Genomic DNA, 19345 nt, shown 5'->3' with positions numbered 1-19345 from the left:
GGGTGAACTCCTGGGTTCGAAGGCGTCGTTATAATACCTGCCTTTGATCGCCCGCCCCGAGATAGACGATGCGCCGCCTGCTCCCCCTCCTGCTTCTGCTGCTGTTGCCCCTGTCCGGCCATGCCAACCAGCCCGCCGTCGAAACGCCACGCCCGAAAATCGGCCTGGTGCTGTCCGGCGGCGCGGCGCGGGGCCTGGCCCACATCGGCGTGCTCAAGGCCCTGGAGGAGCAAGGCATCAAGATCGATGCCATTGCCGGCACCAGCATGGGCGCAGTGATCGGCGGGCTGTATGCCTCGGGCTACAAGATCGACGAGCTGGAAAAACTCGCCCTGGGCATCGACTGGCAACAGGCCTTGTCCGATGCGCCGCCACGCAAGAACGTGCCGTTCCGGCGCAAGCAGGATGACCGCGACTTCCTGGTGAAACAGAAACTGAGCTTTCGCGACGATGGCAGCCTCGGCCTGCCCTTGGGGGTCATCCAGGGCCAGAACCTGGCCCTGCTGCTCGAAAGCCTGCTGGCCCACGCCAGCGACACGCGGGACTTCGACAAACTGCCGATCCCGTTTCGCGCCGTCGCCACCGACATCGCCACAGGCGAAAAAGTCGTGTTCCGCAAAGGCCACCTGCCCAAGGTCATTCGCGCCAGCATGTCGATCCCAGCGGTGTTCGCCCCGGTGGAGCTGGACGGCCGGCTGCTGGTGGACGGCGGCATGGCCGACAATATCCCGCTGGATGTGGCCCGGGACATGGGCGTGGACGTGGCCATCGTGGTCGACATCGGCACGCCACTGCGCACTCGCAAGCAACTGGTCACGGTGGTGGATGTGTTGAACCAGTCGACCACCCTGATGACCCGGCGCAACTCTGAAGAACAACTGGCCACCCTGAAAAAAAGCGACGTATTGATCCAGCCGGCCCTGGCGAGCTTCGGCTCCACCGACTTCGGCCGGGCCCAGGACATGATCGACGCCGGCTATCGCGCCACCCGGATACTCGAGGCACGCCTGGCCCCTCTACGTCCTTCCGAGGCGCCCGACGCCGAACTCATGGCCGCCCGCGCCCCCAGCGAACGCACACCGGTCATCACCGCCATTCGCGTAGAGAACGACTCGAAAGTCGGCGATGACGTGATTCGCTACTACATTCGCCAGCAGATCGGCGAGCCGCTGGACCTGGGCCGCCTGCAGACCGACATGGGCACGCTGTACGGCCTGGACTACTTCGAACAGGTGCAATACCGTGTGGTCCACAAGGGCCCGGACCACACCTTGGTGATCAGCGCCCGGGGCCGACGCACCGGCACCGACTACCTGCGGCTGGGGCTGAGCCTGTCGGACGATATGCGCGGCGACAGCGCTTTCAACCTGGGGGCCAGCTATCGGGTCAACGGCATCAATCGCCTGGGCGCCGAGTGGCTGACCCGGGCGCAGATCGGCGACAAGCAGGAGTTGTACAGCGAGTTCTACCAGCCATTGGACGTCGGCTCGCGCTACTTCATTGCCCCCTATGGGCAATTCGAATCGCGCAATGTGGAGTCCATCCTGGACAACGATCCGGTGGCCCAGTATCGCGTCGAACGTTACGGCTTCGGGCTCAACGTGGGCCGCCAGATCGGCAACAGCGGCGAAATCCGCTTCGGTGTCGGCCAGGCCTGGGGCAAGGCGGATGTGCGCATCGGCGACCACGACCAGCCCAGCGAGAATTTCAACGAAGGTTTCTACGAACTCAAGTATTCATTCGATTCCCTCGACAGCGTGTATTTCCCCCATGAAGGGGAAGACATCGGCCTGAGCTGGCGCCAATACGAACCGGGGCTGGGCTCCGACCAGCGCTACCGCCAGTGGGAATTCAAACTGGACAAGGCGCTTAGCAGCGGCCCGGACACCTTCATCCTGGGCGGGCGCTACGGCCGCACCCTGGACACCGCGGAGGTCGTGACCTCCAGCTTTGTGCTCGGTGGCGCGCGGCAATTGTCCGGCTTTCGCGAAGATGGGGTGTCCGGACAGAACATGAGCCTGATGCGTGCCGTGTATTACCGCCGCCTCACACCGCGGGCCTACCTGCCATTGGATTTCCCGTTGTACATCGGCGGCTCGTTGGAACGCGGCCGGGCCTGGAACAACGATAATGAATTCGACAGTGGCTACATCAACGCCGCCAGCATTTTCCTCGGTTTCGATACACCGTTGGGGCCATTGAACTTCAGCTATGGCTTCAACGACGACGATGAACAGGCGGTGTACCTGAACCTGGGGCAGACGTTTTGAGGGGCTGGGTGTTTGCCCGGGCTGGATTGATAACCTGACAGGCCGTCATCGCGAGCAAGCTCGCTCCCGCAAGGAGGCGCAGATTCCTGTGGGAGCGAGCTTGCTCGCGATAAGGCCAGCCGCTACAACCTCGATGGCGCTTAGCGAATCCCCGCCAGCAGCACCCGGGCGGTGTGCTTGAGGGGTTCGTCCCCCTCTTCGAGCAGCTCTTCAAGCAGAGTGACGGCGGTCTTCAGGTCGCCATCGTCGATGCAGTTCTGTGCCTGTTCCAGCTTGACCGAATGTTCCGGAACCTGGGGTTCGAGGGACAGGGTGTCCAGGGAAACAGGTTCAAGGGCCAGCGGCTCAAATTCCAGCGCCTGCTCTTCATCGGCAAAGCCATCGAGGAAATCATCGTCCAGCGACTCGGTTTCCAGGGGGGCTTCCCATTGCAACTCCGGTTCGTCGAAACCTGAAAGCGACAAGCCCTCGACACGGTTGTCGGCCAGTGGCGTCGCTGGTTTTTCTTCAGCGAGGGTGCCCTGGTCATCCGCCAGGTCCCAGCTGGTGTCCATGGACAGTGCGTCCAGGTCCAATTCGAACTCGTCACTGGGTGCCTGTTCACGTTCAGGCGCAAGAACCGGTACCTGGGGTTGCGCCTGTTCCACTATCGGTGCGGTGATCAAGGCAACCTTGGGATAGCGCCCGCGGATATCCTCCAGCGTTCCGGCATCGACGCCTTGTGCCAGCAGATGATGTTCCTGGGCCTGGAAACCGATGACATCGCCCTGCTTGCCCAATACCTCCAACAACTTGAGGCCCAGGTCGGTGCGCTCCGGTTCGGCCAGCAATGCCGCGCGCAACAGCCCGGCGGCCTCGGTGAAACGGCCGTAGGTCAGGTAGATCCCGACGCCCTCCAGCACATCCCCCTGGGGCGCATCACCGTTGTTGAACGAGTTCGCGGCCTCGGACGGCTCCGTCTCGGGGATTGATGCGAAGGTTTCGTCACCCGCCTCCAGCATCGGCTCGGGGCGCTCGGTCATCGGCTCCAACTCGTCCTGCTGCTGGCGACGCCGAATGAACAGTAACAATGCGAGCAACCCCAACAGGGCCACCAATCCCGCCACCCATGTCCAATTGATGCTCTCTGGCTCTGCAACCGGTTCGGTCACGGGGGAGACGTCCGGTGCCGGCTCCGATGCAGGCTGCGCCGGTTGCGGTTGCGCCGACGCAACGGGGGCTGGAGTCTCGGCCAGCCGGGTCTGCAATTCGCTGATCTGCTTGCGCTGGCCGGCGATTTCTTCGTCCTGGGCCTGGAGCCGCGCCTGCAGAGCCTCGATGGTCTTCTGCTGCTCCTGGCTCTGCAGCACGCTGGCGGCCAACTGCTCATCGGTCGCGGCGGCCTGGCCAGCGGTGGATGCAGCCGCTGTCGGCAGCACGGCCGAGTCGGGCAATAACAGGCGCTGGCCGATGGAGAGCCGGTCGCTGCCGGGATTCAGGGCCTGGATCCCTTGCATCAACTCATTGACCGACGCGTTGCTGCCGGCGTCATGCAGGCGCTGGGCAATCACCCAGGGGTTGTCTCCCTGCACGACCGTGTAACGCTTGCCCTGTACCGCCGGGGGCGGCTTGATGGCCGGAGTGGCCTGGCTCGGCGTCGCAGGCTGCGGGGCCGTGGACGGTTCGTCACGGGCCGGCACGATACCCGGTGAGCCCGGTGGGTCGATCAGCACAGTGTATTCGCGCAGCAGGCGCCCATTGGGCTGATTGAGCTGCACCAGGAAATTGAGAAAGGGCTCTTCCACCGGCTTGCTGGACGTCACCCGAATGAAGCTGCGCTCACCCCGCCATACCGGCGTAAAGCGCAGGTTGCTGAGAAAGAATACCCGCTCCACCCCCGCACGACTGAAGTCGTCCGGGCTCGCCAGGCTGGCCGACAGATCCCCTTCACTGATTCCGGCCACATCGACCAGGGCGATATCGGCGCGCAACGGCTGGTTCAGGGCGGAATGGAGCGTGATCTCGCCAAGGCCCAGCGCGGACGCCAAGGCCGGAAACCCCAAGGCACCCACGACGATCGACACGTTGACCCAACTGCGCAACGTGGACTGCAAACTTTCAAGCATGGGCATCCCTTTCGATTACCAGAACCAACCGCGGCGTAAACGCTCCCAATAGGAACGCCTAGTACTGGTTATAGTTCGCTAACCGGCGAATCTCAAAAGCCTGACGCCAGGGATCTGCCTCAGGATTTTTCCAGGTTAGCCAGGATCGTGCCGTGAACCCGCATGCACACGCGCATGTCCGCCTCGTCGACACCTTCGAAGAGCTCCCGGCGCAATTGCGTGGCAATGGTTTCGATCTGTTCAATCAACGGTAGGGCCGGTGCGCAGAGCACGATTTTCTTGGCCCGACGGTCTTCGGCCACAGCCTGGCGCTGCACCAGCCCCTGGGTCTCCAGGCTGTCGAGCAACCGGGCCAGGGTCGGGCCTTCGACGGCGACACTCTGGGCCAGTTCACGCTGGGTCGGCGCCTGTTCGAAACGGGCCAGGTGCAGCAGCACCAGCCAGCGCGCCTGGGACAGGCCCAGCCCGGCCAGGCGGCGGTCCAGTTCGGCGCGCCAGCCTCGAGACATTTGCGCCAACTGCATGCCAAAACGGTGTTGATCGGTTAACGGCATAAAAAACTCATCAGATCTGAAATAGAGAAAAACTAATTATTAGTCAGCTAAGCATGAGCTTTGGATTCAAGCAAGGTTCGCCTTGTACTGAATCGTTAAAGGAGCGCAACTCACTGATCAGACTTCAAATTCCGACTGTAACGCAGCCCTGACGCAATACAGCACACCTTCGGGCACCCGTCCGACAAACAGCGCGGCGACTTCGGACACCGGCGGTAACTCGCCCTCGCCGTCCAGGAACGCGTCCTGTACCTCGCCCATCAGTTCCTCGGGCAAATCCAGTGCCTGTTCCAGGGACAACTGCTGTTTGCCGATGGCCTCGGCCAGCATCGTGTAGACGTTTTTCTCCGAGCACTGCAATTGCCCGGCGATCTGCAGCGGGGTCATGCCGGCCCGGGCCAGCGTGATGAGCTCGTGGCGCACATCGGCCACCGCTTTCGGCGCTTCGACCTCGCCCCCCAGGACCTGGAGGAAGGCTTCGCCATACCGCTCCAGCTTGCGCGCCCCCACGCCGCTGACCCGGGCCATTTCCGCCAGGGAGGTGGGCTGGCTGCGGAGCATTTCCAGCAGCGTCGAATCGGGGAAGATGACGTACGGCGGCACGCCGTGTTCCTCGGCCAGCTTGCGACGCAAGGTGCGCAAGGCTTCCCATTGATCGCGCTCTTCGCCACGGACCAATTGGCTGGCCTGGCTCTTGCTGCTCTTGATCGCCGTGGCCGGCTTGAGGTCGCGGCGCAGTTCGAGGGTAACCTCGCCCTTGAGCAAGGGCCGGCAGGTTTCGGACAAGCGCAGGCCACCGTAGCCTTCCAGGTCAATGTCTGCCAGGCCGCGGGCCACCAGTTGCCGGAACAATGAGCGCCACTCACTCTCGGTGCGCGCCTTGCCCACGCCGAACACTGAGAGGTGCTGGTGACCGAAGTTGCGGATCTTCTCGTTGTCCTTGCCCAGCAACACGTCCACCAGGTGCCCGACGCCATAGCGCTGGCCGGTGCGGAAAATCGCCGACAAGGCCTGGCGGGCCGGTTCGGTGGCGTCCCAGGTTTCCACGCCATCGACGCAGTTGTCACAGTGCCCGCAAGGCTGGGGCATGTCTTCGTCGAAATAGGCCAGCAGGGTCTGGCGCCGGCAGCGGGTCTCTTCGCACAACGAGAGCATGGCGTCGAGCTTGTGCTGCTCCAGACGCTTGTGGCGCTCATCGCCTTCGGAGTTTTGCAGCATCTGCTTGAGCATCACCACGTCTTGCAGGCCGTAGGCCATCCAGGCATCGGCCGGCAAGCCATCACGGCCGGCACGCCCGGTTTCCTGGTAGTACGCCTCGAGGGACTTGGGCAAGTCCAGGTGTGCGACAAACCGCACGTTGGGCTTGTCGATGCCCATGCCGAACGCCACGGTGGCCACCATGATCAGGCCTTCCTCGTTGAGGAAGCGCTTCTGGTGGTAGGCCCGCAGGTCGTTGGGCAGGCCGGCGTGATACGGCAACGCCGGGAACCCCTGTTCACACAGGAACGCCGCCACTTCATCGACCTTTTTGCGCGACAGGCAATAGACAATGCCGGCATCGCTGCGGCGCTCGGCGAGGAACGCCAGCAGTTGCTTGCGTGGCTGCTCCTTGGGCACGATGCGGTAGAAAATGTTGGGACGGTCGAAGCTGGACAGGAACCGCTCGGCCTCCTGCAAGTGCAGACGCTCGACGATTTCCTCGCGGGTACGTTTGTCGGCGGTGGCGGTCAGGGCGATGCGCGGCACGTCAGGGAACAGTTCCGCCAATTGCCCCAGTTGCAGGTATTCACGTCGGAAATCGTGACCCCATTGAGACACGCAGTGGGCTTCGTCGATGGCGAACAGGGCGATTTCCAGGCTCTGCAGGAACGCCAGCATGCGCGGCTGCACCAGGCGTTCCGGGGCCAGGTACAACATTTTCACTTCGCCGCGCTTGATCCGCGTCGCCAGGTCCCGCTGTTGCTCGGCACTGAGGGTGGAATTCAGTGAAGCGGCGGCAACCCCCAGTTCCTCGAGGGTCGCGACCTGGTCGTCCATCAGCGCGATCAGCGGCGAAACCACCACCGCCAGGCCGTTGCGCAGCAGCGCCGGCACCTGGAAGCACAAGGACTTGCCGCCGCCGGTGGGCATGAGCACCAAGGCATCGCCACCGCTGGCCACGCGCTCAATAATGGCACCCTGGCGGCCACGGAAACTGTCGTAGCCGAAGATGTCCTTGAGGACGCGTTGAGCCTGTTCGAGCATAGAAACTCCAAAAATCACCGAAACATCCCTGCAAGGCTGGTTCAGAATCGCAAACGCTGCACCGGCAAATCGTAAGTGCGCGTTTCGAACCGGCGGGACGCCGCAGGGCATCACAAAACGCGGCAGTATACCCGAGGCCTTCGCCGCAAAGGGGGCTGCTGACAAGAGGTGCTTGAAGCGAGTGCTGGACGAGGCACGAACCTGTGGCGAGGGAGCTTGCTCCCGCTGGGTGGCGAAGCCGCCCCCAAAAAACAGGGCCGCTACGCGCCCCAGCGGGAGCAAGCTCCCTCGCCACGGGCGATATGTGCCAGGCATGCGCGCAGTTCAGCCCTCACCGACAAGGCAAATACGCCACGCGGCTGGCCTGTACGCTCAAGAAGGCCTAGAATTCCCGCATTGTTTATTCCCCAAGGTAGCCCGTAATGTCCTTCGCTGAGCAACTGACCCGCCTGCAAGTCTTCCTCGACGCCGATGAGCTGCACGAGGAAGCGCTGGACTACGTGGCCGCTCACGGCTATCTGACCGCCCTGTCGATCTGCGCCGAAACGGTGCCGGATCGTGAGTGGATCGACGCCCTGTTCGCCGAAGAACCGCATTACAGCGACGAAGCCCAGCGCGCCGAAATCGAAGCCACCCTGGTCGGCCTCAAGGCCCATATCGCCCGTCAACTGGCCTCCGACGAAGAATTCGAGCTGCCATGCGAACTGGACCTGGGCGATGACCCGGACGACTCGGAACTGCGTGGCTGGTGCATCGGCTTCATGGAAGGCGTGTTCCTGCGCGAAGCCGCCTGGTTCGAAACCGCCGAAGAGGAAGTCAGCGAAATGCTCCTGCCGATCATGGTGGGTTCGGGCCTGTTCGACGAGCAACCGGAATTTTCCGACATCGCCGCCGACGCGAACCTGATGGACGACATGATCGTCCAGATCCCCGAAGCCCTCACCGCCCTGTACCTGCTGTGCAACGCCCCGGACGAGAAACCGGCGATCCTCAAGCCTCGCCACCACTGAGTGACCGGGTGCCCTCGCCAGTCGGCAACCGCCCGCTGATCCTGCGTTACGCTCTACTGGCCATCGGCTGGCTGAGCGTGGTGCTGGGAGTCATCGGCATTTTCGTTCCCGTACTGCCCACCACCCCCTTCCTGCTGCTGGCCGCGGCCTGCTTCGCCCGCAGTTCGCCGCGCTTCTACCGATGGCTGGTCGAACATCCCCGCCTCGGCCCGTGGATCAGCGACTACCTCAGCGGCAACGGCATCCCGCTCAAGGGCAAGGTCTATGCCATCGGATTGATGTGGGCGAGCATTCTCTTTTCCTGCTACCTGGTGCCGCTGCCGTGGGCGCGGGGGTTCATGCTCACCAGTGCGGTATTGGTGACGATTTATATCCTCAGGCAGAAAACACTGCGCAGGCCCTAAGCCAACCCTGCAGATGCTCCCGCTGGGCTCTGTAGGAGCTGGTTCGCTTGAGACTCAAGTGTCTGGGGAAAGATCGCAGCCTCGCGCCGCTCGACAGCGCCTACCGCGCGCGCCGGCATGCCCTCGGAATCCGGCCCACACCGCGAGTCCTGTGGGAGCCGAGCTTGCTCGCGAAAGCGGTGTGTCTCGGATGGTGATGGTGGATGTGCCGCCGTCTTCGCGGGCAAGCCCGCTCCCACAGAGAGGCACCGATCAATACTCATCTGAGACCAGGCAATCCCAACCTGGAATGTAGAAACCCCGCCATGTCCAAATTGGACATGGCGGGGTTTGTCGTTTCAGCTCACCTCACACCGTATCCACCTTCAACGAATGATCATTCAACATCCCATTGATGATGGTCGCCGTGTCCGCTGCGCCGATGATTCCCCCCGCGCTTGGCGCGACGCCGTAGTGACTGGCGAGGTTGACGCCGGCCAGGTCGATGGTCTGGTTCGGCGTAGCGCCGGCGATGGCGCTGACGTCGATGCTGGTGATGACCGACGCCCCGCTGCCGCTCACGCTGAAATGCAGGTAATCATCCAGTGACGCCGCGCTGCCATTCTCCCCTTGCAACAGCTGGGACAGGTCGAGCTTGTCGATGCCGGGGGTGAAGTCGGTGATCACGTCGTGGCCGCTATTGCCCGCCTGCCATTGGAAGGTGTCGGCGCCGCTGCCGCCGGTGAGGGTGTTGTTGCCCAGGCCACCGATCAGCAGGTCGTCGCCGCCACCGCCATTGAGCACGTCATGGCCCAGACCACCGTCGAGGCGGTTGCTGGCCCCGTCGCCGGTGAGGGTGTCGTTGAAGTTCGAGCCCACGAGGTTTTCGATGTGGCTCAATGTATCGGTGCCCGCGCCCAGGGTGTTCTGCGCCGCCAAAAGGCCCAGGTTCACCGTGACTGCCGACGTGGCGTGGGCGTAGCTGACGGTGTCGTTGCCCGTACCGCCATCGAGCAGGTCGTTGCCCGTGCCGCTGTAGAGCAGATCATTGCCTGCCCCACCGTTCAGGGTGTTGTTGCCCGAACCGGCGCTAAGTACGTCGTTGCCGTCGCCAGCGTTGAGGATGTTGTCGCCGTTGCCGGCCAACAGCACATCGTCGCCACTGGTGCCCGTCAGGGTATGGCCCGCCTGATAGCTGATGCCTACCGCTGCGCTGTCACTGCCGCCGTGGTTGTCGCTGGCGGTGTAGCTGCCGTGGTAATCCGGTGTTTTGTCTTGCGCCCCGGCATAGTCGACGGTGAGGGTCAGTTGATAGTTCTCCGCAGTGTTGGAATTACCGCCGCCGGGATTGGCGATGTTGGTGACGTGGATCTGGTAATTGCCATCCGCTGCCGCGGTGAAGGAAGCCCCGTCGTTGATCGCAATGAATGGCCCGCCGTTGAGTGAATACTCCATCGCGATGCGACCGGCCGAAAGATTGTGGTCCAAGGTGAGGGTTTCGCCCTGTTTAAGGCTGATGTTGAGCCGGTCTTCATCGTTGGTGTTGTTATTGGACACCATCCCCAATGCACCGCTGACCACCAACATCGCCGTCATGCTCGCGGTATTGGCGACGAAAGCGCTGCGGCTGAGGTTGATCGACTGCACGTTGTTGCCGGTGAAGCTGGCCGTGCCGGTGCTGCCGGTGAAGTCCGCGCCTTTGGCGACCCAACCGGTATTGAAACTGGTGGGTGACGCGGTGAGCGGATCGCCGTTGGCATCGCTGTCGTTACCCAGCAGCAACTCGCCCGGGATCACGATGTTGCCCGACAGCACGTTGGTGATGATGTTGTCGTCGGCAGCGATCGGTGGGCGGTTGGGCACGACGTTGATCACCAGGTTGGAGCTCGCCAGGTCACCGTCATGGTCGCTGACGGTGTAGCCGATGTGCTCGGTGATCAAGGTGCTGGTGGCCGTCTGGGAGGTGTAGCTGAACGCACCGGTATCCAGGTTCACCACCAGGGTGCCGTCGTGGTCGGTGGCGATGCTCAATGTGTTGGTGGCTGTATTGAAGGAGCCATGGTTGAGCCCGCCGCTGGCGGTCAGCGCGCCATGGCCACCGTTGGCCGCCGGGTCATAGCTGTACGTGGTGCCATCGACCACCAGGCTTTTGATAAACCCGCCATCGGCGCCAAACGAGCCCCCCTCGCCCAGCAGGTTGCCGGTGACCGGCGCGCCTTGCACGGTACCGGAAAGCACCGAGTTGAGCTGGTTCAAGTCGGTGACCACCACCGCATTGGTGTCGGTGTGGGTGCTGCCGTCATAGGCCAACGGGTCGAGATTGACGTTTCTGGCGCCGCTGCCCAGGCCGACGGCGTAATTCTTGATGCCGTTGGCATCGAGAAAGGCTTTCCACGCGACCTCGTCTGCCGAGCCGATTTCGCCCAAGGTCGGCTTGCCATCGGAGAAAAAATAACCAATGTTCTGGGCGCCGGTCAGTTGCCCGGGGGTTGCGAACGCGGTCTTGGCCATCGCCACGGCCGCATCGTAATTGGTGTCACCGTGCGCGCTCAGCGCAGCGATCAGCGTCTTGGCAGTTGCCACGTCCACCCACACGGCACTCTGGTCGGTGGCACTGCCACTGAAGGTCACAAGCTGGACTTTGACGTCGCCCATGTCGTCGTATTTGTCGAGCAAGGCGCTGATCGCCTGTTTGGCCAGATCCATACGCGAGAGTCCCGGCACGCCGGAATCGTCTTTCATGCTGCCGGACACATCAAGCACGATCAGCAGGTTCGAATCGACCTCCACCGCCGTCACCGAACGCTCGGACGCAACGACCTTTGGTATGTCATCGACGATGCTGACCACCAGGCTGCCGGTGGTGCTGTTGCCCAGGGCGTCCGTGGCCTGATAGGTGAAGCTTTCGCTCAGCACGTTCGGGCCATCGTTGGCATGGGGTGTGGTCGTGGCCGGCGAGGTCAAGGTGTAGGTGTACGACCCATCAGGATGGAGCAGCAACTGACCGTAGGTACCGCTGGCATTGCCCACCAGGGTGAAGGTGACGGCGCCCGTGGCACCGCTGACCGAGCCGACCAAGGTCCCGCTGGCGGTTTCACCGGTGGCGCTCGGGTCACTGCCCGTGACGGTGCCGGGGGCCAGGTCCTGGCCGTCCTGGGTCAGGTCCAGGGCTTTTTCGTAGACGGTCACGTCATGGTCGGTTTCTGCGACGAGGCAGCTGTTGTGTACATCGATGGTGATGGTGGTGGTGCTTTCATCGCCATCGGCGTCACGCACGGTGTAGGTGAAGACATCGGTCGCGCCTGGGGCGCCGACAGCATCGGGATTGCTGTGGTAGACGGCGTTGCCGTTGGCGTCCAGGGTCAGGTAGCCGTAGGTGCCATTGATCTGGCTGTTGAGGCCGCCGATGGCTGGATTCGAGGTGTCGTTGCCCGCACGTACGCCGATGACTGCACCACCGTCGGCACCGAGTACGTCGTTGTCCAGCACGTTGCCATTGACCGTGCCGCCCTCCACCACCGAGGCGACATCGCAGTGAGCCTTGGGCACGTCGTCGACGATGTCGATGACGATGGTACTGGTGACCGTGTTGCCCAACGAGTCCGTGGCCTGGTAGGTGAAGCTTTCGCTCTGCACGTTCGGGCCATCGTTGGCGTGAGGCGTGGTGGTGGCTGGCGAGGTCAGGGTGTAGGTATACGAACCGTCGGGCTGAAGCGACAGTTGACCGTAGGCACCGGTGGCGTTGCCCACCAGCGCGAAGGTGACTGCGCCAACGGCTCCACTGATCGAGCCGACAAGGCTGCCGCTGGCGGTTTCGCTGGTGGCATTCGGGGCGCTGCCGGTGACGGTACCGGGTGCCAGGTCCTGGCCATCCTGGTTCAGGTCGAGGGCTTTTTCGTAGACGCTGATTTCGTGGTCGGGCGTGGCGACGAGGCAGCTTTCGTGGACATCGATGGTGATGGTGGTGGTGCTTTCATCGCCATCGGCATCGCGCACGGTGTAGGTGAACACGTCGGTCGCACCGGGGGCGCTGACGGTGTTCGGATTGCTGTGGTAAACGGCATTGCCGTTGGCGTCCAGGGTCAGGTAGCCGTAGGTGCCATTGATCTGGCTGTTGAGGCCACCGACGGCCGGGTTCGAGGTGTCGCTGCCGGCGCGTACGCCGATCACCATGCCACCGTCCGCGCCCAGCACGTCGTTGTCCAGCACATTGCCGTTGACCGTGCCGCCTTCCTCCACCGAGGCCAAATCGGCATGGGCCTTGGGCACGTCGTCGACGATGTCGATGACGATGGTGCTGGTGACCGTGTTGCCCAACGAGTCCGTGGCCTGGTAAGTGAAGCTTTCGCTCAACACGTTCGGGCCATCGTTGGCGTGAGGCGTAGTCGTGGCTGGCGCCGTCAGGGTGTAGGTATACGAACCGTCGGGCTGAAGCGACAGTTGACCGTAGGCACCGGTGGCGTTGCCCACCAGCGCGAAGGTCACTGCGCCCACAGCACCGCTGATCGAGCCGACGAGGCTGCCGCTGGCGGTTTCGCTGGTGGCATTCGGGGCGCTGCCGGTGACGGTGCCGGGGGCCAGGTCCTGGCCATCCTGGTTCAGGTCGAGGGCTTTTTCGTAGACGCTGATTTCGTGCTCGGGTGTGGCGACAAGGCAGATATCGTGGACATCAATGGTGATGGTGGTGGTGCTCTCATCGCCGTCGGCGTCACGCACGGTGTAGGTGAACACATCGGTCGCGCCTGGGGCGCTGACGGTGTTCGGGTTGCTGTGGTAGACGGCGTTGCCGTTGGCGTCCAGGGTCAGGTAGCCGTAGGTGCCATTGATCTGGGTGTTCAAGCCACCGATCGCCGGAGTCGAGGTGTCGTTGCCAGCGCGCACGCCAATCACGGCACCACTCGCGGCCGGCCCGTCGGCACCGCCTTCGTCGTTGTTCAGGACGTTGCCACTGACCGTCCCGCCCTCATCCACCGAGGCGGCATCAGCATGGGCGGTCGGCAAATCATCGACGATGTTCACGTCCAGGTTGCCGTTGGCCGTGGTGCCGTTATCGTCGGTGACGACTACGGCGAACTGTTCGCTAACGCTGTTGGCGCCGTTGGCGTTGGGATGGGCTTCGTTGTCCAGCAAGGTGTAGCTGTAGCTGACCACGCCAGTGCTGGCGTTGTAGCCAGTGATGGTCAAGGTGTTGCCCAGCGCAGTGGTAATCGATTGTGGGAAACCGGCTGCCACGCCGCCGGTGACGACGTTGATACCGCCAACACTCAAGGTCTGCACGCCGTCCAGCGCCGTCACGGTGAACGTGCCACTTTGGGTCAGGGCCGATGCATCCGGGCTGCTGCCGTCGCTGAGGTTTTTTTCCTGCAACGACAGCTCACCGCCCTCGGTGTCGAGGCCGGTGATGACCACCGGGTCGTCGTTGTTGTGCACTTGCAGCACCAGGTTCGCAGTGCTGGTGTCGCCATCGGCATCGGTCAGGGTGTAGGTGAAGGTTTCGCTGCCGTTGCCGCCGCCGTGCAAGCCTTTGAAATCGGCGTCCGCGGTGTTCAGGGTGTAGGTGTAGGAACCGTCGGCGTTGAGCACCAGGGTGCCGTAGGTGCCGGTGAAGGTACCGGGCGTGATTGGGCCGGACGCCACGTGATCCGCGCCTTGGGTGTCATTGGTCAGGACGCTGCCGGTCAGGGTCAGGTGGGTTTCCGAAGCCGTGCTGGCGTTGCTGTCGTCCACGGCTTTGGGCAAGTCGTCGACGATATTTACGTCCAGGTTGCCGTTGGCCGTGGTGCCGTTATCGTCGGTAACCACAACGGCGAATTGTTCGCTAACGCTATTGGCGCCGTTGGCGTTGGGATGGGCTTCGTTGTCCAGCAAGGTGTAGCTATAGCTGACCACGCCAGTGCTGGCGTTGTAGCCAGTGATGGTCAGGGTGTTGCCCAGCGCAGTGGTAATCGATTGTGGGAAACCCGCCGCCACGCCGCCGGTGACGACGTTGATACCGCCCACGCTGAGGGTCTGCACGCCGTCCAGCGCGGTCACGGTGAACGTGCCGCTTTGGGTCAGGGCCGATGCGTCCGGGCTGCTGCCGTCGCTGAGGTTTTTTTCCTGGACCGTCAGCTCACCACCTTCAGTGTCGAGGCCAGTGATGATCACCGGGTCGTCGTTGTTGTGCACTTGCAGCACCAGGTTCGCAGTGCTGGTGTCGCCATCGGCGTCAGTGAGTGTGTAGGTGAAGGTTTCACTGCCGTTGCCGCCGCCGTGCAAACCTTTGAAATCGGCGTCCGCGGTGTTGAGGGTGTAGGTGTAGGAACCGTCGGCGTTGAGCACCAGGGTGCCGTAGGTGCCGGTGAAGGTACCGGGCGTGATTGGGCCGGACGCCACCTGATCCGCGCCTTGGGTGTCGTTGGTCAGGACGCTGCCGGTCAGGGTCAGGTGGGTTTCCGAGGCCGTGCTGGCGTTGTTGTCATCTACGGCTTTGGGCAAGTCGTCGACGATGTTCACGTCCAGGTTGCCGTTGGCCGTGGTGCCGTTGTCATCGGTGACGACGACCGCGAACTGTTCGCTAACGCTGTTAGCACCGTTGGCGTTTGGATGGGCTTCGTTGTCCAGCAAGGTGTAGCTGTAGCTGACCACACCGGTGCTGGCGTTGTAGCCAGTGATGGTCAGGGTGTTGCCCAGCGCAGTGGTGATGGACTGCGGGAAACCCGCCGCCACGCCGCCTACAACCACATTGATACCGCCAACACTCAAGGTCTGCACACCGTCCAGCGCGGTCACGGTGAACGTGCCGCTTTGGGTCAGGGCCGATGCGTCCGGGCTGCTGCCGTCGCTGAGGTTTTTTTCCTGCAACGACAGCTCGCCGCCCTCGGTGTCGAGGCCGGTGATGATCACCGGGTCGTCGTTGTTGTGCACTTGCAGCACCAGGTTCGCAGTGCTGGTGTCGCCATCGGCGTCAGTGAGTGTGTAGGTGAAGGTTTCACTGCCGTTGCCGCCGCCGTGCAAACCTTTGAAATCGGCGTCAGCGGTGTTGAGGGTGTAGGTGTAGGAACCGTCGGCGTTGAGCACCAGGGTGCCGTAGGTGCCAGTAAAAGTGCCGGGCGTGATTGGGCCGGACGCCACGTGATCCGCACCTTGGGTGTCGTTGGTCAGAACGCTGCCGGTCAGGGTCAGGTGGGTTTCCGAAGCCGTGCTGGCGTTGCTGTCGTCCACGGCTTTGGGCAGGTCGTCGACGATGTTTACGTCCAGGTTGCCGTTGGCTGTGGTGCCGTTATCGTCGGTGGCGACTACGGCGAACTGTTCGCTAACGCTGTTGGCGCCGTTGGCGTTGGGATGGGCTTCGTTGTCCAGCAGCGTGTAGCTGTAGCTGACCACACCGGTGCTGGCGTTGTAGCCAGTGATGGTCAGGGTGTTGCCCAGCGCAGTGGTAATCGATTGTGGGAAACCCGCCGCCACGCCGCCGATGACGACGTTGATACCGCCCACGCTGAGGGTCTGCACGCCGTCCAGCGCGGTCACGGTGAACGTGCCGCTTTGGGTCAGGGCCGATGCGTCCGGGCTGCTGCCGTCGCTGAGGTTTTTTTCCTGCAACGACAGCTCGCCACCTTCAGTGTCGAGGCCGGTGATGATCACCGGATCGTCGTTGTTGTGTACTTGCAGCACCAGGTTCGCGGTGCTGGTGTCGCCATCGGCATCGGTCAGGGTGTAGGTGAACGTCTCGGTACCGCTGCCCCCGCCATGCAACGCGACGAATTGCGGGTCGCTGGTGTTCAGGGTGTAGGTGTACGTGCCGTTGGGGTTGAGCACCAGGGTGCCGTAGGTGCCGGTGAACGTCCCGCCAATGATCGGCCCGCTGTCGGGGCCGGTGGGGATCCGGTCGGCGCCCTGGTGGTCGTTGGGTAATACGTTGCCGGTAAGGGTAACCAGGGTTTCCGACGCGGTGTTCGCGTGGCTGTCGTCGATCGCCTGGGGCACGTCATCGGTGATGTTGACGTCCAGGGTGCCGGTGGCCGTGTCGCCGTCGGTGTCGACGGCCACCACGGGGAACTGCTCGGTAATGTTGTTGGCACCACCGCCGGCAGGATGGGTTTCATTGTCTGTCAGGGTGTAGGTGTAACTGACCACCCCCGTGCCGGGGTCATAGCCCGTGATGGTCAACGTGTTGCCCAGCGCCGACGTAATGGTTTGAGGAAAGCCCGCGGGCACGCCACCACTGATCACGTTGATGCCGCCGATGCTCAGGCTGCTCAGCCCGTCAGGCGCGGATACCGTAAAGGTGCCATTTTGCACCAGCGCCCCCGGATTGCTGGCCGAACCATCGGCCAGATTGGCCTCGTTGGTGGTCAGTTCGCCGCCCTCGACATTGACCCCGTCGAGGGTCACGGGGTTGTCCGGCGTCTCAGGGGTTACCGGTGGGGTTGCATCGTCGCCGGTGTTATCCGGGTCACCGGCCAAGCGTAGCTGTGGAAACTCGGGAATCCCGTTGAACCCGGCCGTCGGAAAACCGATCAGCGGATCGACCTCCCCGCCGACTTCTTCCAACAGCACAAAACTGTGCCCGCCGCCTACACCACCCGGGTTGCCACCTTCGGGTCCGGCGGCCGTGGCTTCACCGGTCTGGGTCGGGTCGGCACCGGCGGCGATGGCTTGCTGCAGCTTTTGCACGTCGGTCAGTTGCGCGTCGCTCGGCGTCGTCGTGTCGGGCGTGTCGACATGAGGCGCATGGTTGGCCAGCAGCTGCGGGGTCAGGGTCAGGTTGCTTTCGCGGCCCAGGGTCAACGACTGGCCGTTCTGCAGATGCACAGCCACGGCCCCTTCGGCACCGGTGATCAGGTGTTCGCCGGCATAGAGCCGATCGCCTTCGACCAAAGGCCGCCGCAGGCCACCGGCCGCTTCTGCGAAAACTTGCCCGACCACTTTGCTGACGATACCTATGAGCGCTGCCATGTGCATTTCCTCCGTTGCCGACCGCAATCGGCACCTGTCTGGGTGAAGAATTCGTCCTCAGGTTTGGCGACCCCAAAAGCTGGAAAATCTGCCAGCTTTCGCGAAAGCAGAAGGTGCTGGCAATTCGCCTAAACGACAAAAAACCGTCACCAAAAACCGCTTCTCACATCGCCCTTTCGGCACTTCTTCACGTCGCTTAAAAATCTGCATGAAACTTTTATTGACGCCTAAAAGCCGTCAGAACCCGCAGATTCAAAGGCTTTCGCTTTGAACAATGTGCCGGTTTTTTTCAAGCACATAAGTTTTTTTCGAAATAATCCTTATGAGAAATTCTTCTTAGGTTTTGCTCAGGATGTTCTTAGCTGTGTTGTTACAAGGTTGAAACGGTTTTGATCTTAAATACGTCAATATTTTGGCGACAAGCGAAGCACTACAGACCTCAGGAGATGCACCCCATGCGCGTTCTAACCCCCCTCTGCAGCGCGGTTTTGCTGGCCATGGCCTGCTCTTCTCAGGCGCAGGCCATGTCGTTGACCGAGGCGATCCAGAGCACCATCGCGACTCACCCGGAACTGGCACAACGGGTGGACAGCCGTCTGTCGGCCAATGAAGACGTCAAGGTCGCCAGAGGGGGCTTTTTCCCATCGGTGGATCTCAATGCCGGTTACGGCCGGGGCTACAGCGACAACACCAACACCCGTGCCCTGGGCAACCACCACACCAATATCCTGACCTACACCCAATCGGAGCTGCGCCTGCGGCAGATGATCTTCGACGGGTTCAACACCGCCAATGAAGTGCAGCGCACCCAGGGCGTGGTCAATTCCCGGGCCTATTACGCCCAGGGCACCGCCCAGGATCTGGCGCTGCGTACCATCGAGGTCTACCTGGAAGTGCTCAAGCGGCGCGAGCTGGTGACCCTGGCCAAGAACAACCTGCAGGCGCACCTGCGGGTCAACGACCAGATCGGCCTGCGCACCGAGCGTGGGGTGGGCAGTACGGCCGACTCCGACCAGTCCAATGCCCGTCGGGCCCTGGCGGAAAACAACTTCGACACCGCCCAGGTGGACCTGGCGGACGCCGAGGCGAACTTCTACAGCGTGGTCGGACGCATGCCCGATGAGCTGGAGGCGCCGCCCTCGACCAAAGGCGAAATCCCCGCCGACCTGCGCGAAGCCCAGCAAAGCATGGTGGATAACAACCCGTACCTGAAATCGGCCCAGGCCGACATACAGTCCGCCGAGAGCCAATATGAAGTGGCGAAGTCGCCGTTCTACCCGCGCTTCGATGCCGAAGCGGCGGTGGGCGCCAACAACAACCTCGGCGGCGAAGAAGGCCACGACAACAACTGGCGTGTGGGCGTGGTGATGAACTACAACCTGTTCCGCGGGGGCAGCGACAAGGCGCGGCTGGCGTCCAACGCCCACCAGATCAACCAGGCCATGGACATCCGCAACAACGCCCTGCGCCAGCTCAACGAAGACACCCGCCTGGCCTGGAACGCGATGCTCAACGCCCGCAAACAGACCCCCACCGCCCGCGAATACGCCGACACCACCGCCCGTGTGCGGGCCGCGTACCAGGATCAGTTCGGTCTCGGCCAGCGCACCCTGCTCGACCTGCTCGACAGCGAAAACGAGTTGTACAACGCCAACCGTCGCTACACCGAGGTGCGTTACACCGAGGAGTACTCGATGTACCGGGTGCTGGCGAACATGGGCCTGCTGTTGCACAAACAACGGATCGTGCTGCCGGCCGATGCGGTCGCGCAGACCGAAGTCAAGAATCAGGCACGGCTGCCGGAACTGAAGTAGCCCCCTCCAAAAAAATGGGAGCGAACAC

Annotated in this window: 8 protein-coding genes; 4 read left to right on the top strand and 4 right to left on the bottom strand. The window is 62.8% G+C overall.

Going from position 1 to position 19345, the window contains the following annotated elements:
- Positions 1-68: 68 nt before the first annotated feature.
- Positions 69-2270 (top strand): patatin-like phospholipase family protein, encoded by a 2202-nt coding sequence (locus ACZ5M5_RS08095; protein WP_464738877.1) that lies wholly within the window; start codon positions 69-71, stop codon positions 2268-2270.
- 140 nt (positions 2271-2410) lie between these two features.
- On the opposite strand, the gene ACZ5M5_RS08090 is transcribed toward ACZ5M5_RS08095, so the two are convergent.
- The 3 genes from ACZ5M5_RS08090 to recQ form a co-directional block, all read right to left on the bottom strand.
- Complete coding sequence (locus tag ACZ5M5_RS08090; RefSeq protein ID WP_464738876.1) at positions 2411-4375, bottom strand: FimV/HubP family polar landmark protein; 1965 nt, start codon at positions 4373-4375, stop codon at positions 2411-2413.
- Positions 4376-4494: 119 nt separating this feature from the next.
- Complete coding sequence (locus ACZ5M5_RS08085; protein WP_003199001.1) at positions 4495-4929, bottom strand: MarR family transcriptional regulator; 435 nt, start codon at positions 4927-4929, stop codon at positions 4495-4497.
- A gap of 117 nt (positions 4930-5046) precedes the next feature.
- Positions 5047-7173, bottom strand: a complete 2127-nt coding sequence (recQ, locus tag ACZ5M5_RS08080; RefSeq protein WP_103307883.1) for a DNA helicase RecQ — start codon at positions 7171-7173, stop codon at positions 5047-5049.
- Positions 7174-7595: 422 nt separating this feature from the next.
- Between recQ and ACZ5M5_RS08075 the strand changes: the two genes are divergently transcribed.
- A complete protein-coding gene (locus tag ACZ5M5_RS08075) occupies positions 7596-8183 on the top strand; it encodes a UPF0149 family protein (RefSeq protein WP_060738682.1) in 588 nt (195 codons plus the stop codon).
- 8 nt (positions 8184-8191) lie between these two features.
- Entirely contained in the window at positions 8192-8587 is a 396-nt protein-coding gene (locus tag ACZ5M5_RS08070; protein ID WP_103307884.1) for a YbaN family protein, read from the top strand.
- A gap of 348 nt (positions 8588-8935) precedes the next feature.
- Here the strand turns inward: ACZ5M5_RS08070 and ACZ5M5_RS08065 are convergent, their stop codons facing one another.
- On the bottom strand, positions 8936-17503 hold the full coding sequence (locus ACZ5M5_RS08065) for a retention module-containing protein (RefSeq protein WP_464738875.1): 8568 nt from the start codon (positions 17501-17503) through the stop codon (positions 8936-8938).
- A 455-nt stretch (positions 17504-17958) separates the two neighbouring features.
- On the opposite strand from ACZ5M5_RS08065, the gene ACZ5M5_RS08060 reads away from it, so the two are divergent.
- Complete coding sequence (locus tag ACZ5M5_RS08060; protein WP_060738685.1) at positions 17959-19317, top strand: TolC family outer membrane protein; 1359 nt, start codon at positions 17959-17961, stop codon at positions 19315-19317.
- Positions 19318-19345 lie beyond the last annotated feature (28 nt).

The organism is Pseudomonas sp. Van50, assembly GCF_055390755.1.
The sequence above is the reverse complement of the archived record's forward strand: the minus strand, read 5'-3'. Positions and strand labels throughout refer to the sequence as shown.